At 61.9% G+C, this 15,396-nt stretch carries 13 protein-coding genes; 12 read left to right on the forward strand and 1 reads right to left on the reverse strand.

The genetic code is table 11. From position 1 onward, the window contains the following. Positions 1 to 5 precede the first annotated feature (5 nt). From QRN38_RS06890 to QRN38_RS06925, 8 genes are read left to right on the forward strand one after another with little or no spacing between them, the layout of a single operon-like run. Positions 6 to 1,169 carry an NAD(P)/FAD-dependent oxidoreductase gene (locus QRN38_RS06890; protein WP_057417651.1) on the forward strand — a complete coding sequence of 388 codons (1,164 nt, stop codon included), beginning with the start codon at positions 6 to 8 and terminating at the stop codon, positions 1,167 to 1,169. A 17-nt stretch (positions 1,170 to 1,186) separates the two neighbouring features. Then, positions 1,187 to 2,140 (forward strand): ABC transporter substrate-binding protein, encoded by a 954-nt coding sequence (locus tag QRN38_RS06895; protein ID WP_057417650.1) that lies wholly within the window; start codon positions 1,187 to 1,189, stop codon positions 2,138 to 2,140. Between the two features lie 54 nt (positions 2,141 to 2,194). Further along, a complete protein-coding gene (locus QRN38_RS06900) occupies positions 2,195 to 3,517 on the forward strand; it encodes a lysine N(6)-hydroxylase/L-ornithine N(5)-oxygenase family protein (RefSeq protein ID WP_007247136.1) in 1,323 nt (440 codons plus the stop codon). Between the two features lie 5 nt (positions 3,518 to 3,522). After that, positions 3,523 to 5,637, forward strand: a complete 2,115-nt coding sequence (gene sbnB, locus QRN38_RS06905) for a 2,3-diaminopropionate biosynthesis protein SbnB (protein ID WP_162491790.1) — start codon at positions 3,523 to 3,525, stop codon at positions 5,635 to 5,637. Next, positions 5,637 to 7,385, forward strand: coding sequence for an FAD/NAD(P)-binding protein (locus QRN38_RS06910; protein WP_057417649.1), 1,749 nt, complete (start codon positions 5,637 to 5,639; stop codon positions 7,383 to 7,385). The genes sbnB and QRN38_RS06910 overlap by 1 nt, the downstream gene beginning before the upstream one ends. A 27-nt stretch (positions 7,386 to 7,412) precedes the next feature. Further along, positions 7,413 to 8,057 carry a LysE family transporter gene (locus QRN38_RS06915; protein WP_057417648.1) on the forward strand — a complete coding sequence of 215 codons (645 nt, stop codon included), beginning with the start codon at positions 7,413 to 7,415 and terminating at the stop codon, positions 8,055 to 8,057. A gap of 36 nt (positions 8,058 to 8,093) precedes the next feature. After that, positions 8,094 to 9,248, forward strand: coding sequence for an iron-containing alcohol dehydrogenase (locus tag QRN38_RS06920; protein ID WP_057417647.1), 1,155 nt, complete (start codon positions 8,094 to 8,096; stop codon positions 9,246 to 9,248). A gap of 3 nt (positions 9,249 to 9,251) precedes the next feature. Further along, positions 9,252 to 10,430: a serine hydrolase domain-containing protein gene (locus tag QRN38_RS06925; protein ID WP_057417646.1), complete on the forward strand. Its 1,179-nt coding sequence runs from the start codon at positions 9,252 to 9,254 to the stop codon at positions 10,428 to 10,430. Here the strand turns inward: QRN38_RS06925 and ftrA are convergent. Beyond that, positions 10,390 to 11,343, reverse strand: coding sequence for a transcriptional regulator FtrA (gene ftrA, locus QRN38_RS06930; RefSeq protein WP_007247130.1), 954 nt, complete (start codon positions 11,341 to 11,343; stop codon positions 10,390 to 10,392). The genes QRN38_RS06925 and ftrA overlap by 41 nt on opposite strands. Positions 11,344 to 11,464: 121 nt before the next feature. Between ftrA and QRN38_RS06935 the strand changes: the two genes are divergently transcribed. The 4 genes from QRN38_RS06935 (at position 11,465) to treS (ending at position 15,388) form a co-directional block, all read left to right on the forward strand. Then, complete coding sequence (locus QRN38_RS06935; protein ID WP_005764534.1) at positions 11,465 to 12,070, forward strand: DJ-1/PfpI family protein; 606 nt, start codon at positions 11,465 to 11,467, stop codon at positions 12,068 to 12,070. Positions 12,071 to 12,313: 243 nt separating this feature from the next. After that, a complete protein-coding gene (locus QRN38_RS06940) occupies positions 12,314 to 12,574 on the forward strand; it encodes a LysR family transcriptional regulator (RefSeq protein WP_003376691.1) in 261 nt (86 codons plus the stop codon). Positions 12,575 to 12,609: 35 nt separating this feature from the next. Then, positions 12,610 to 13,179 carry a LysR substrate-binding domain-containing protein gene (locus QRN38_RS06945; protein ID WP_230678162.1) on the forward strand — a complete coding sequence of 190 codons (570 nt, stop codon included), beginning with the start codon at positions 12,610 to 12,612 and terminating at the stop codon, positions 13,177 to 13,179. A 145-nt stretch (positions 13,180 to 13,324) separates the two neighbouring features. Then, positions 13,325 to 15,388 carry a maltose alpha-D-glucosyltransferase gene (treS, locus tag QRN38_RS06950; protein ID WP_007247128.1) on the forward strand — a complete coding sequence of 688 codons (2,064 nt, stop codon included), beginning with the start codon at positions 13,325 to 13,327 and terminating at the stop codon, positions 15,386 to 15,388. The last annotated feature ends 8 nt before the right edge of the window (positions 15,389 to 15,396 follow it).

The raw sequence follows: 15,396 nt of genomic DNA on the forward strand, positions 1-15,396 counted from the left end.
CCACAATGTTCATCGATTATGAGATAGCGGTGGTTGGCGCAGGGATCACCGGCGCCAGTATCGCGGCGAAGCTGTGCAGCGCAGGTGTGTCTGTCGTCTTGATCGACAAAGGCGCGGCCGGCAGCCTGGGGGCGAGCGGGTACTCCGGCGGGCTGGTGCGTCTTTACGACACCGATCCGCTGCTGATGGAACTGGCGGCGTATTCCATCGGGTTGATCAACGACGGCATTTTCGCGGGCACGTATGCCCGCGCTTTAACGCGCACCGGGGTGATCTATCGGGCCGCTGCCGACCAGTTGGGCACGGTGTGCCGCGCCATCGAACAGTACGGCAACGCGCGTTACCCGATGCGTCTGCTGGCAGGCCATGAACTCGACGGCGAGCGCTATCGGCAGTGTGCGGCAGCCGAGCGGATCAACCTGTTCGAGGCCCACGCCTGCGTCGGCAACGTGCGCCAGGCCGTTGCTGCGCTGTGTCAGGTGGTCCGCCGGCAAGGCTTGCTGTTGGAACATCGTGAGATCAAGGCCATCGAGTGCCGGGCGCCTGACCTTGTCCACATCGAAATGGGCGATGCGACGCTGCGTTGCCGGGCAGTGGTGGTGGCCGCAGGTGGCTGGAGTCAGCATCTGTTGCCGCTACCGTTGCGGCACTCTTTGTTGCAGGCAGGGCTGGAAGCGCGTTCGATTCCTCTCGCTAGGGTAGTGACTGAAAGCGACTGGAGCCTGCCGGTGATCGATGCCGTCACCCAGAGCTACGCCATCCCGCTGACCCGCACGATCGTGCAGACCGGCTGTGGCCTGCGCGACAGCGGTCTGTGGCCTGAGAAGTTGGCCAGGCCTGATGCGCGGCACGCCGAGGATGCCTGCACGCGTATCAATCAACTGTGCGGCTTTGCAGGCAATGCTCGTGTACTGGACGTGCTGCCGGGTTTCGACAGCTACAGCGCCGATGGTCGCCCGCTGTTGGGTTTCTGCGCCGAGCAGAGTCCGGTTTATCTGGCCGCAGGCATGTCGGGGCTGGGTTTCAAGTTTGCTCCCGGCATCGCTCAGATTGCGGTCGAGCAACTGCGCGCGCACCTGGCGCAAACAGACCGGTCATGCCCGGGCTGGTCTGCCTTTTCGCCGTGCCGATCAATGCCGAACGTCGTTCTGGCGGGGGGGCAGCCATGATGCCGGGCGCGTCGTGTATGCCTGCGTTGCGGGTCGGCGTCAGCGCGCTGTTCAATCCCGCTGACACACCGCATGCACGGACGTTCATGCGGGCGCTGGCAGTGGCGCGCAATTGCATTCCGGCCCTTGCGCGGGTGCAGTGGCACTTTCTCGATGACGGAGCCAATGCGGCTCGCGGCGCTGAGGCGGCGCAACAAATGATCGACTGGCAAGCCGATGTGGTTGTTGGCCATTTTTCTTCGGACGCCGCGATCAGTGCCGCGCCGCTGTATCAGCAGGCCGGTATCGCACTGCTGACGCCTGCGGCAACGATTGACCGGTTGACGCTGGAGCACCCCAACGTGTTTCGGTTTTGCCCTTCGGACCGGCAACTGGCGGGCGATCTGGTCAGTTGGCTGGCGTCTCGTCAGTGGCCGCGCGTACACGTGCAGGCCGATGACAGCGCACATGGGCAGGCGCTGGCTGTTGCCATCGGCGCAGTACTGGCCCGCGCCGGTCTGCAGCGGGTCAACGAACGCGAGTGCGCCGACGTGGAGGTATTTGCCGGGCGTCTCAAGACCAGTCGCGAGCATTGGCAGGCGCGTCGGCTGGCGGGCAGCACTCGACCGCTGGTGCTGACGGACGACGCAGCGTCGCCGTATCTGGGCGTCGCTTCGAAACATGAGCGCACTACCTTCGTTATCGGTTTCGGCGGACCCGACAGCACGGCACAGATGTGTCAGGCCAGCGCGCTGCACCGGGCGCTGTTCGCTGTCGAGCCGCACATCTATTTCCGCGAAAGCCTGCTGATGCTTTACGTGCTGGCCGAACTGGGCAATGGCAACGGGTACGCCGAGCCACTGCCGGACCAATTGCGTCGCACCATTTTCAACACGCCACTGGGTGTCGTCAGCTTCGATCAGGGCGAATGCCGAAGCGCGTTGACGCGCCTCTGGAACCTCGGCCCTGCCGGGTTATGTCCCGCGATCTGATGACCGCACACACCAAGAACAGTGCTTTACGCCAACTCTAAGGACAGGAACTTCATGGGTAACTCGACACCACATTCTTTGCATTCTGACGCCATATGTATCGGTTTCGGCCCGGCCGGCATTGCGCTGGCCTGCGCCTTTGAAGATGCACGGGAGGCCAGTCAGCCTCTGGGCGATCTTTCAATCGGTTATCTGGAAGCTGCGCCGGACACCCAATGGCATCGCGAGCTGCTGCTGGCCGGGACCGACATCAATCATCATGTGTTTCGCGACCTGGTGACGCCGCGCAACCCGCGCAGCCGCTTCTCTTTCGCCATGTACCTCAAGGATCAGGGGCGGATGTTTGATTTCGGCTTGCTGGGCCGTCCGGCCAGTCGTCACGAATGGTCGGATTACCTGGGCTGGGTCTCCCGGCAAGTCGATGGTCACACCCGCTTCGATACGCCGGTCACCGAGATCGATCCGGTGATCCGCAATGGCCGACTGCACGAAGTACGCGTGCGCACGCCGCAAGGCAGCTTCGCTACGCGCAATCTGGTGCTGTCCAGTGGCAGCGCGCCACGCATCCCGCAAGCGTTTGAGGCGCTGCTCGGCCCGACGCTGTTTCACACGTCCCGGTTTCTGACCCGTCTGCAAGCCTTTGGCAAGCAACTGCCCAAGCGCTGGCTGGTGCTGGGCTCGGGGCAGAGCGCCAGCGAATCGGTGCTGGAACTGGTCAGCCGCGACCCGGCCATCGAGGTGCACTCAGTGCACCGTTGCGCCGGTTTCAAACTCACCCAACTGGGCCAGTTTCCCAACCGGGTATTTGCCCCCGATCACGTCGATTACTTCCACAGCCTGAACCCCGCAGCGCGCCAGCGTTTTCTCGACTGGAGCCGCTCGACCAATTATGCAGGCATTGACCCGGATGAAAGCCAGAAGCTGTTTTCACTGATCTACGAGGACTCCATCGCCGGTCGCACGCGCCTGCACACCTATGCCTACAGCGTGATCAGCGCCATCGAACACACTGCCGACGGTTACCGCGTCGAGCTCACCGACACCTTCAGCCAACGCACTCGGGTGCTGGAAGTCGATGCCGTGGTGCTTGGCACCGGCTACCAGCAGTACCTGATCCCGCCGCTGCTGAGCGGGTTGCAGCCCTGGCTGGCAGCCGACGTGGATGGCGGGCTGCTGATCGACCGCGATTACCGGGTTGCAACTCAAGGCGCGTGCGACGTGAATATCTGGGTCAACGGTCTTTCCGAGCGCAGCCACGGTATCAGCGACAGCCAGTCGTTTTCGCTGATGGCGCTGCGTGCCGGGCGGATTGCCAGTGCTCTTGAGCGGGCTGTTGAGCCTGCGACCGACGCACCGTTGCTGGCACAGTGGACGTGAACCTCATGCACAAAGCTCTTGGGTATCAAAGCCTTGGCGACATTGTTCACGACCAGACCTTCCTCAAGGTCACGGGTGTGGGTCCCGATTTTTTCCTGAAAATGGAGTCACTCAACCCGGCGGGCTCGATCAAGCTCAAGACCGCCGTCGGCCTGGTCAATGACGTGCAGGCCCGGGGCCTGCTTGGGCCACAGACGACGCTGATCGAGTCTTCATCCGGCAACCTGGGTGTGGCGCTGGCGATGATCTGCGCCGAGCGCGGGATTCCCTTTACCTGCGTGGTCGATCCGAACAGTTCCAGCCACAACATCCGCATGATGCGCAGTTATGGCGCGCAGGTCATCCAGGTCGAGATTCCGGATGCCAACGGCGGGTTTCTCGGCACACGCATCGCGCTGATTCGCGAGAAAGTGGCCAGCGATCCGCGTTATGTCTGGCTCAATCAATACGAGAACGCGGCCAACCCGAGAGCCCATGCGCGGACCACGGCGCACTCGATCAGTCGGCATTTCGGCCATGTCGATTACCTGTTCGTAGGGGCCGGAACCACTGGCACGCTGATGGGCTGCCTGCAGCATTTTCAGCGACACCATCCGACCACCAAAATCATCGCCGTCGACAGCGTGGGCTCGGTGACCTTTGGCACCCCGGCCAGCCGTCGTTTCATACCGGGTCTGGGCACCAGTCAGCGGCCGCCGATCTTCAATGGCGATGGTATTCACGCACTGGAAATGGTCCCGGAAGCAAACGCTGTTGCCATGTGCCGCATTCTGGCGCGCAGCAAAGGCATGCTGGTCGGCGGCTCGACGGCAACGGTGATCGCAGCGGTGCACGCCTGGCGCGAGCGGATAGAGCCGGGCTCGGTGGTGGTTGCGCTGTCGCCTGACTGGGGCGAGCGCTACCTAGACACGCTGTACGACGACCAATGGGTCGAGCAGCGCTTCGGCCGTGAAGTGCTGAGCATGACCCTGACAGACCTCTCGAACAGTAAAAATACACCTCTTTGTGGGCGCGAGATTGCTCGCGAAAGCGTTGGTTCATTGGTGACGCCTTCGCGAGCAAGCTCGCGCCCACAGGGTGTGTGTTCAACTTGTGAGGTGGCGGCCGGGCGCCTAGCGCAAGCGGATTTTCATGTGGTTGACGGGGAAGTGACGGCGCGGCTGCTGGCGGCTGATCCGCTGGCTTGTATCGACGACGTGCAGGCCGCGTATCTGGCCCATGAGGCCGGGCGCACGGTCAACCCCGACAGCTATTTTCTGCGCTTTCCCGAGGTGCCGGCCAATCGCATCATTGCCTTGCCCGCCAGCCTGTCGGGTGATCAGCCTGTCAGCGGCATCAAGTGGATCTCCAGCTTTCCGGGCAATGTCGACACCGGCCTGCAACGTGCATCGGCGGTGCTGATCCTCAATGACCCTGTGACCGGCTATGCGTTTGCCTGCCTGGAAGCCTCGCGGATCAGCGCCATGCGCACCGCAGCCTCGGCGGTACTTGGTGCACGCTGGATGAATCGTCAGCAGCGCCACGTCAGGCGAATGGCGTTTATCGGTGCCGGTTTCATCGCCAGAACCATTCTCGACATGTTTGTCAGCGATGGCTGGGCGATGGACTCGGTAAGCGTCTTCGATCAGCACGAGGATTCAGCGCTGGCCTTGATTAGCCACGCTGCCGGTCGGCATCGGTTGAGCGGCGAGCAAACGGACCTGCACGCCTGCCTGCAGGCCGATGTGGTGGTATTCGCCACCACCGCGCCGCGCCCTTACGTTCTGGAACCGGTGTTTCGCCCAGGGCAAGTGGTGCTGAATATCTCACTGCGTGATCTGGGGCCGGAGGTTATCGCTCAGGCCGACAACATCCTTGATGACGTCGAGCATTGCCTCAAGGCTCAGACGTCGCCTGACCTTGCGGTGCGCCACTATCAGCACCGTTCGTTCATTACCGGCACGCTGGCGCAACTGATGACCGGCCAGGTGGAATTGAGCCCGGATCGCGCATCGATCTTCTCGCCATTCGGCCTTGGCGTGCTCGACCTTGCCGTGGGCCAGCGTGTGTATCGCCAGGCGCTTGCAGAGGGCAGCGCGCTGCCGGTGCCGCGATTCTTCTTTGAGTCGAACCGCTGGTGATGGCCGTGCAGACGCAAACCGTCGCCATTATCGGCATGGGCTCACGCGGGCTGAGCATTCTGGAGCAACTGATTGGCATGAGTCGGCATGCCGATCAGCAACCGTTGCAGATCGAGGTATTTGACCCACAGCCTCCAGGCAGCGGGCTGCATTCTGCGCAGCAGCCGGATTACCTGATGCTCAATACAATGGCCGGCCAATTATCCGCGTTTTCTTCGGCGTTCCCGGCGTGCGAGCCGGCGGGCTGGACCTTTTTGCAGTGGTGCGGGGCTCAGGATGTGCGCCTTGACGAGCGCGGTCATGTCAGCACAAACGGGCTGGGCAGGCCGGTAGCGTTCGGTGACTTCGTGCCGCGTGCCTTGCTCGGGCGCTATTTGCAGCACAGTTACCGATTCCTGCTGCAGCAGTGTCCGGCGCATGTGCAGGTGCGCCATTACGCCGAAAGGGTGATCAAGTGCCGTTCAAGGTCTGATGTGCCGGGTTTCAGGCTGCGCAGTCTGACTCGGGAGATGAACGTCGATGCGCTATTCCTTACCGGCGGGCACGCTTCTTCAGCCACCGAGCTGCAGGACGTCGGAGCAGCAGTGGCCATCGAAGGGCTGGGGCTGACGGCGATGGACACGCTGGCCAGCCTGACTCAAGGGCGCGGCGGGCGCTATGTGCGCGACGCAGGCTTTGCCGGCTGGCGTTATCTGCCGTCAGGGCGCGAGCCCAGGGTGTTTATGTATTCGCGCAGCGGGCTGCCGTTTCATGCCAGACCGCACTGGTACCCAACCCGCCATGCAGCATTGCCCCGGCTGTTTTTTACCGCCGTCGCCATTGGAGACCTGCGCAAGCAAAACGGCGGCGGGCAGCTCGACTTTCAGGCCGATGTGCTGCCGCTGATCAAGGATGAAATGCGCGCAGTGTTTTACCAGACGAAGGTCAGGCTCGATGCGCCGCGGCAACTTGAGGCCGTCCAGCGGACGCTGCGCGAGGCTGTTGCCAGGCCCGCGCTGTTTGCCCGGCTGGCAGAGCAGTGGGGCGAATTCGACCCCGAACAATGGCTGACTACCCAGCGCTGGACAGGCGAAGCGGGCACGTATGGCCAATGGTTCGTCGAGTGGATCAAGCGTGACTTGGCGCTGAGTCGGCTGGGCACGGCACACAGCCCGATCCGCCAGGCGCTTGAGGTGTGGCGCGACTGTCGCGATCTGTTGCGGCTGGTCGCGGACCGCAACGGCCTGACTGAATCGTCGACGTTGGCGTTCTATGACACATGGGCCGGGCTGGGAAACCGTCTGGTTGGCGGCCCGCAAAAGGAGCGTCACGAAGACCTGCTGGCGCTGATCGACGCCGGGGTGGTGACGGTTCTGGCGCCTATGAGCGACGCGCAGCAGGCAGATAGCCGCTTCGACAGCGTCATGGCTGCACGCGTCGCCCCCAGTGGGCTGTCGGGCAATCGCAGTGCGCTGCTCGACGATTTGCGCGAGCAAGGCCTGATTCGCGCCGCGCACGCCTGGCCGGCCGACGGCATCGACACCGATGAGTCTGGCCGCGCCATCGGCAGCGACGGTTGGGTGCAGCAACGGCTCTGGGTTCTAGGGCCTGCCGTGGAGGGCTGCACCTTCTACAACCATTACGTCCCAACGCCGGACCCGAGCTGCCGAGCCCTGATCGAGGCGCGCAGGGCGGTCGAATCCTGCCTTGAAACGCTGGCTGATCACACGTCAAGTTGCATCACTTTTCAGTTGAAGAAAATGCTTTAACCACATGATTAAAAAGGAATTACTGATATGTACGAAATCACTTTGCTGATTGCACTGGCGGGCGCGTTCATCGTGCTGATCATCAGCCCCGGCCCCAACTTTCTGGTCATCACCCAGTTATCGTTCAGCCAGTCGCGGCAGCAGGGCATCTGCGCCGGTCTGGGCGTCGCCTCGGGCAGTATTCTCTGGGCGCTGCTGGCAGCCACCGGATTAGGGCTGGTGTTTCAGCAATTGCCTTGGTTGCAACCGGCCTTGCAACTGCTTGGCGGTGCTTATCTGACCTGGCTAGGCACCAAAAGCCTGCGCAGCGCGGGCAGCCAGCCCAAACCCCGGGACGTCGGCGCGTTGGGCATCGGCAGCCTGAGCCGCGCCTATCGCTTCGGCTTGCTGACCAACCTGACCAATCCCAAGGCGTTGGCGTTTTACACCAGCGTGTTCACTACCGTCACCACGCCGGGCATGCCGATGTGGGTGCGCACTGCGGGGGTGTCGATTATCGCCGTGCTGGCGATCTCCTGGTTCGTGCTGCTGGCCACGCTGTTTTCGATCCCTGCCGTGCAAGCCCGCTATCAGCGAATGAAAAAGGCCATCGATATTGTCACCGGGCTTTTCATGATCGCGTTCGGCCTGCGTTTGCTGATCGGTTTTTTGCCCACGGGCGTTTTTCACTGAAGCCCCCGTTTAATCGACTTTTAAAGGAATAAACCGATGCACAGCAACGACTGGCACTACCCGACTTCAATTCGTGCAGGCGCAGGCCGCGTTAAAGAACTGGCCGACGCCTGTCGAGTGACCGGCATAAAACGGCCGCTGTTGATCACCGACAGTTTTCTCGGCAGTACCGACATGATCTGCAGCGCGGTGGAGGACTGTCGCAGGCAATTGGGTCACTGCGGGCTGTTCGACCGGGTCAAGGGCAACCCCACCGGCCGCAATGTCGCCGAGGGGCTGGAGGCCTACAGAAGCGGTGACTACGATGGGGTGATTGCCTTTGGCGGCGGCTCGGCGCTGGACGCCGCCAAGGCGGTGGCGTTGATGTCCGGTCAGCACCGCCCGCTGTGGGATTTCGAAGACATCGGCCAGAACCATTTGCGCGCCGATCCGCACGGCATCGCACCGGTGATCGCGCTGCCGACCACTGCCGGAACCGGTTCCGAGGTGGGGCGTGCCTCGGTCATTACCGATGAGCAGGCGCAAGTCAAACGTACCATTCTGCATATCCGCATGATGCCGCGCATCGCGATTCTGGACGCCACGCTGACCCTTGACCTGCCCAGGCATCTGACCGCTGCTACCGGGGCCGATGCCTTGACCCACTGTATGGAAGCCTGGTGTTCGCCGGTCTGGCACCCGATGGCCGAAGCGGTTTCGATCAAGGGCATGCAGATGATCAACATGTTTTTGCCTCGCGTGGTCGCTGACGGTCAGGACCTGGAGGCGCGTCAGCAGATGCTGGTGGCCTCAAGCCTGGGCGCGGCGGCGTTTCAGCGAGGTCTGGGTGGCGTCCATGCGATCGCGCAAAGCCTGGGTGCGCTTTATGACCTGCACCACGGGTTACTGAACGCGATTGTGCTGCCCTACGTGCTGGAGGCCAATCGTGCTGCGCTGCTCACGCAAATGGATGACCTGGCGGTTTACCTGCGTTTGCCCGAGCCAGGCTTCGACGGGGTAATGAACTGGCTGTTGAGCCTGCGCGAACAGATCGGCATCCCACACACGCTGGCAGAGATCGGTATCGATGACCGTGAGGCGCAAAAGGTCGGAATGATGGCGTTTGCTGACGGCTGCTCGCACACCAACCCGGTTCGACACTCGGCCCACGTGTATGCGCAGATTTTCAGCCGCGCTGTTAAAGGCTTTTGAGCCGTGATCCTGCTGGATGAGCCGGCGGTGCGGCGCATTGACGGAGTCTGGCGGCGTTTTGTCGATCAGGGCCGGATTGTCGGCGGGGTCTTGCTGCTTGCCCAGCACGGTCAGTTGCGTTACGCCAGCGCGCGGGGCTGGGCTGATCGCGAGCAACAGATGCCGGTCAGTCGTGACACGCGCTTTCGCCTAGCGTCGCTGACCAAGCTGCTGACCTCGGTGACCGTGCTGCGGCTTTGTGAAGTGGGCGTATTGAACCTGAATGCAGCGGTGACAGACTGGCTGCCAGCATTTCGGCCGCGTCTGGCGGGTGGCCGCGAGCCCTTGATCACCTTGCAGCAATTGCTGTCGCACACGGCCGGTTTGAGCTACGGCTTTGAGCGAATGCCCGATAACGCTTATGAACAAGGCAGGGTGTCGGACGGGCTGGATTGCGTGGCGTTCGGTTTGCAGGAAAACCTGCGTCGCTTGGCAGGTCTGCCGTTGCTGTTCGAGCCGGGCAGCGCCTGGGGATACTCGCTGGCCACCGATGTACTGGGCGCGGTGATCGAGCAGGCCACCGGGCTGGCGTTGCCAGAGGCTATTGCGCGCATGGTCACCGGGCCATTGCGAATGAGCGCGACTTCTTTCAGGCCCATGCAGGGTTTGCCTTTAGCCAGTGCCTACAAAGACAGTGCTGGTGGCCCTCAGCGAATTGGCGATAGCGATGTGTTGATGCTCGACAGCGGCCGGGCTCGGCTGTCGTCCGCTCGCGCTTATGACGCAAGCGCTTACCAGTCAGGTGGGGCGGGCCTGCTGGGCACGGCGGATGACTACCTCAGCTTGCTGGAATGCCTGCGTCTGGGCGGTGCGCCTGTTTTGAGCACGGCCAGCACCCGGCGCTTGCTGAGCAACGCCATCGGCCAGACGCGTGTTGCCGCGCGGGGGCCGGGCTGGAAGTTCGGCCTCGGGCCCATGATTCTCACCGACCCGTCGGCCGCCGGGCAGCGGCAGGGCGCAGGCAGTTGGTCGTGGTGCGGGCTGTACGGCAGTCATTATTGGGTTGATCCGGTGTCTGCCATCAGCCTGGTAGCGATGACCAACACCGCCACGACTGGCGCCTGGGGCGAGTTTGCCGAATCGATGGTCGACGCGATCTACATCAGGTCCGGGCGAACTGCTTGCGGTAACTGCTCGGGCTGATACCCACCAGGTTGCGAAAGTGTCGGCGAAACGACTCTTCCGAGCCAAAGCCGGCCCTGTCCACCACTTCGTTGAGGCGCAGCTTGGAGGATTCCAGCAGTTCCTTGGCGTACGCCACGCGCTCGCCGAGCAGCCAGTCATAAGGCGTCAGCCCGGTGCTTTCCATGAAGCTGCGGTGCAGGGTGCGCGTGCTGACCGACGCTCGCGAGGCCATTTCCTTGATGGTGTGCGGGCGTTGCAGATCACCGCGAATCCAGTCCATGAGGTTGGAAATCGGGCCGTCACTGGCCGCCACCAGTTGCCTTGAGGCGTATTGAGATTGCCCGCCTTCGCGGTGCGGCGGGATGACCATGCGCTGCGCCACCATGTTGGCGACTCGCGAGCCATGATCGTTGCGCACCAGATGCAGCATCATGTCCAGCCCGGCCGCCGAGCCCGCAGCGGTGACAATATTGCCCTGATCCACATACAACTCGTTGGGCTGAATGCTCAGCCCCGGGTACATGGTTGCCAGCAAATCGGTGTAGCGCCAGTGAGTCGTGACCTTATGCCCGTCAAGCAGGCCCGCCGCCGCCAGCACGAACGCCCCGGTGCAGATCGAGCAGATGCGTGCGCCACGGGCATGGGCGGCCTGAAGCTGTTCGATCAGGCGTTGCGGAACTTGGGACTCCACCCCGCGCCAGCCCGGCACGATGATGGTGTCGGCGTTTTCCAGCAGTACCTCACCCGGGGTCGGCACGATGGTGATGCCGCCAGCCGCGGTGATCGGGCCGTCGTCAACCGGGAAGGTTGCAAACTCGTACCAGCTGACCCCCAGTTCGGGTCTTTTGAGGGCAAATACCTCAACAGTGCAGCCAAATTCGAAGGTGCACAGCTGGTTATAGATGAGGGCGACGACGAGATGATTTTTCATGGCGTGATGTTACCGCATATTGGCATTTCAGCCAGTAGTTTGGCTCGATGCTACTGCGTAATCTCCGCGGTTGAAACATTAACATGCAAGTGGTCTGGCAAGCAGACCCAGGAGCCCATTCGTGCCACTCAATATCGGTATTTACGTTTATGACGATGTCGAGGTTCTCGACTTCGCTGGCCCCTATGAAGTGTTCACCACGGCGACACGCATGCATGCCCGCAAAAGCCGTGACGACCGCCAACTGTTCAACGTGTTTACCATTGGCCGCAGCATGGCCCCGGTACGTGCGCGTGCCGGGCTCAAGGTCGATCCGGACTTCTCTATCACCGACCATCCGCCTGTGGACTGCCTGATCATTCCAGGCGGCGTAGTGACGGCCGAACTGGAAAAAGCCGACGTGATTGGCTGGATCAGCGATCAGTCACAGCCTGGTCGCGTTGTAGCCGCCGTGTGCACCGGGGCGTTCATGCTGGTCAAGACCGGCAAGCTGGCAGGCAAGCAGGTCACCACGCACTGGGAAGACATCAACGATCTCAAGGAGATGTTCCCCTCGGTGGACGTGCTCAGCACCCTGCGCTGGGTCGATGAAGGCTCGTTCGTGACCTCCGCGGGCATTTCTGCCGGCATCGACATGAGCCTTCATCTGGTCGAGCGCCTGCACAGCCGTGAACTGGCCGAACGTACTGCTTTGCAACTGGATTTCGACTGGACCGAGAACGACTGAGACCTCCAGCTCTGCCGCCTGTTTCGCTGATGAAGCCATGTGCCCGAAACGTGCATGGCGAACCTTTTACCGGGTCAGTCAGCAAGTGCCTTACCCCCGTCTGATGCAACGTTTGAATGGCCGATAACCCGGACATGTCGGTGTGTCAGCGGGTTTTTCCGTTTCCCGACCCTTTCCGGCTCAGCGGCTTCCAGTTCCGCCGCCGACACGCGTCAACCCTCGCAAAACCAGAGTGCAGGTCACATGAAAACCCACTTCTTCAAAGTCGTGCAAACCGTTGCGCAGCACGGTTCGTTCTCGGAGGCCGCCGCCATTTTGGGGTGCAGCCAGTCGAACATCAGCTACGCGATCAAAGAGGTCGAGGACTTCTTTGAAAAACGCCTGTTCATCCGCAGCCGCACCGGCTGCACCCTCACGCCCGAAGGCAAAATCATCAACCAGACCCTTGGAAATGTTCTGGCCACGCTCGAACAACTAAAAAAAATGGGGTCAGTGGCAGCGTAACCATTCATTACAACACGCACATCGAAGAAACCAGCCTGAGCGCCTCGCTGGACTTTCTTGCCCATCATTACCCCGATATTCACCTCAACGTGCTGCACCGGGGCGAGCAGAGCCCGTCGCTGGACTCGTTGATCAGGGAGGCGGCCGATATCCTGATTGTGCCCGGTACGGTGCTCAACGAACATTATCTGGAGCACCATCACTGGTCAGATCATTACGTGCTAGCCGTCGCGCGTGGCAAGCCGTCGGCGTCGCAGAGTTTCGCCGATTTCTCGCAAGTGTCTCGTTATGTTGCCTGGCGACATCCTGGTGTGGAGCGCCTGCACCAGCAACTGGCAGCGGCGCAGGTGCGCCTCAGCCAGCGTGGCGAACTGACCTGCCTGGACACGCTGCTGGATCTGGTCGCGAAGCGGCATTGCATCACTATTGTGCCCAGCGTCTTGCTGGGCGGCCGGCTCGGAGAGCTGGAGCCCATTGCGCTGCCACTGGCCGTAACGCGCCAGATTAGCGTAGTCGCGCGGCCGGCCTCGTTGCTGTCCAGCGCGGCCAATGCGGTGATACAGGCGTTGAAAAAACCATCCGCCGCTGCGGCACCTAATTACTAGGTCCAAAACCCTGTCGAAGGCCATCGGGTCTGAACATCAATGCAACGAATCGGGCCCGCCGGGCTCATATCCGTAGGTAACACATTCAGGGCGCTCCGCCTGCGGAGCGTCCAAAGTCGCCGATTCGAGAGGAAGACTGGACGCTATGACGATACCGGACAAGCAGTACGTGGACTGGCTGGTCGAGCAATCGATGCTTAATGCCGCAAGACAGCGCGCCAAGACCTATTCGGGGCAGGGCAGGCTCTGGCAGCGTCCATTCGCGCTGGCACGTCCCAGAGACGCCTCTGCCATCGCCTCGGTCTGGTTCACGGCCTACCCGGCGTCAATCGTCACTCGCGAAGGCGGCTCGGTGCTTGAAGCGCTGGGCGACGAAACCTTGTGGCACGCGCTGTCCGAGATCGGCATTCAGGGGATTCACAACGGGCCGCTGAAACTGTCCGGCGGGCTGAAGGGCCGCGAGCGGACGCCAAGTATCGATGGCAACTTCGACCGCATCAGCTTCGGCATCGACCCGGACCTGGGCACCGAGGCGCAACTGCTGAGCCTGTCGCGCATCGCTGCGGCGCACAACGCAGTGATCATTGACGACATCATCCCGTCGCACACCGGCAAAGGTGCAGATTTCCGTCTCGCCGAGATGGCGTACGAGGATTACCCCGGCCTGTTCCATATGGTCGAGATCCGTGAAGAAGACTGGCCGTTGTTGCCCGAGGTCGCGGCTGGCCGCGACGCCGTCAACCTGATGCCCGAGGTGGTCGACCAGCTGCGCGACAAGCATTACATCGTCGGCCAGTTGCAGCGCGTTATTTTCTTCGAGCCCGGCGTCAAGGAAACCGACTGGAGTGCCACTGATGTGGTGCAAGGCGTCGATGGCAAGGCCCGGCGCTGGGTTTATCTGCACTACTTCAAGGACGGCCAGCCCTCACTGAACTGGCTGGACCCAAGCTTTGCCGCGCAGCAGATGATCATTGGTGATGCGCTGCATGCTATTGATGTCATGGGCGCACGGGTATTGCGCCTGGACGCCAACGGCTTTCTGGGTGTCGAACGTCGCGCCGAAGGCACTGCCTGGTCGGAAAGTCATCCGCTGTCGATCACTGGCAACCAATTGCTGGCCGGGGCAATCCGCAAGGCGGGCGGCTTCAGCTTTCAGGAACTGAACCTGACCATTGATGACATCGCGTCCATGGGCCAGGGCGGTGCTGATCTGTCTTACGACTTCATTACACGCCCGGCTTATCAGCATGCGCTGCTGACCGGCACCACCGAATTCCTGCGCTTGATGCTACGTCAGGTTCATGCGTATGGCATTGATCCCGCTTCGCTGATCCACGCCTTGCAGAACCACGACGAACTGACCCTGGAACTGGTGCATTTCTGGACGCTGCACGCCCACGACACGTTCCACTATCAGGGTCAGACGTTCCCCGGCAACATTCTGCGTGAGCACATCCGCGAAGAAATGTACGAGAAGCTTTCCGGCGAACACGCGCCTTACAACCTCAAGTTCGTCACCAACGGCGTGTCCTGCACGACGGCAAGCATCATCACGGCGGCACTGGGCATTCGGGACCTGAGCACGATTACTGATGCCGACATTCAGCAGATCCAGCACATTCACCTGTTGCTGGTGATGTACAACGCCATGCAGCCGGGTGTGTTCGCGCTGTCTGGCTGGGACCTGGTCGGCGCGCTGACGCTTCCGGCCGAGCAGGTCGAGCACCTCATGCAGGACGGTGATACGCGGTGGGTGCACCGTGGCGCTTATGATCTGGTCGATCTGGACCCGGAAGCCGAGTTTTCTGCTGGCGACATGCCGCGTCCGAAGACGCTGTATGGCAGCCTGGTCAGTCAGCTCCAGCGGCCTGACTCGTTTGCCTCGCAGCTCAAGAAGATTCTTGCCGTGCGTCGCGCCTACGACATCGCCGCGAGCCGCCAGATTCTGATCCCGGATGTCGAGCATCCGGGGCTGTTGGTCATGGTTCACGAGTTACCGGCGGGCAAGGGCACGCAGATTACCGCGCTCAATTTCAGCGCCGAGACCCTCGTTGAAACGCTGCACTTGCCGGGCATCGCGCCAGGCCCTGTAGTCGACATCATCAACGAGCGGGTTGAAGGCGATCTGACCGAGCAGGGTGAGTTCACGATCACCCTGGACGCCTACGAAGGCCTCGCCCTGCGCGTGGTCAGCACCTTGCCGATCTGATCGATAAG

It is taken from the genome of Pseudomonas sp. CFBP2511 (assembly GCF_030209255.1).
GTDB lineage: Bacteria > Pseudomonadota > Gammaproteobacteria > Pseudomonadales > Pseudomonadaceae > Aquipseudomonas > Aquipseudomonas avellanae.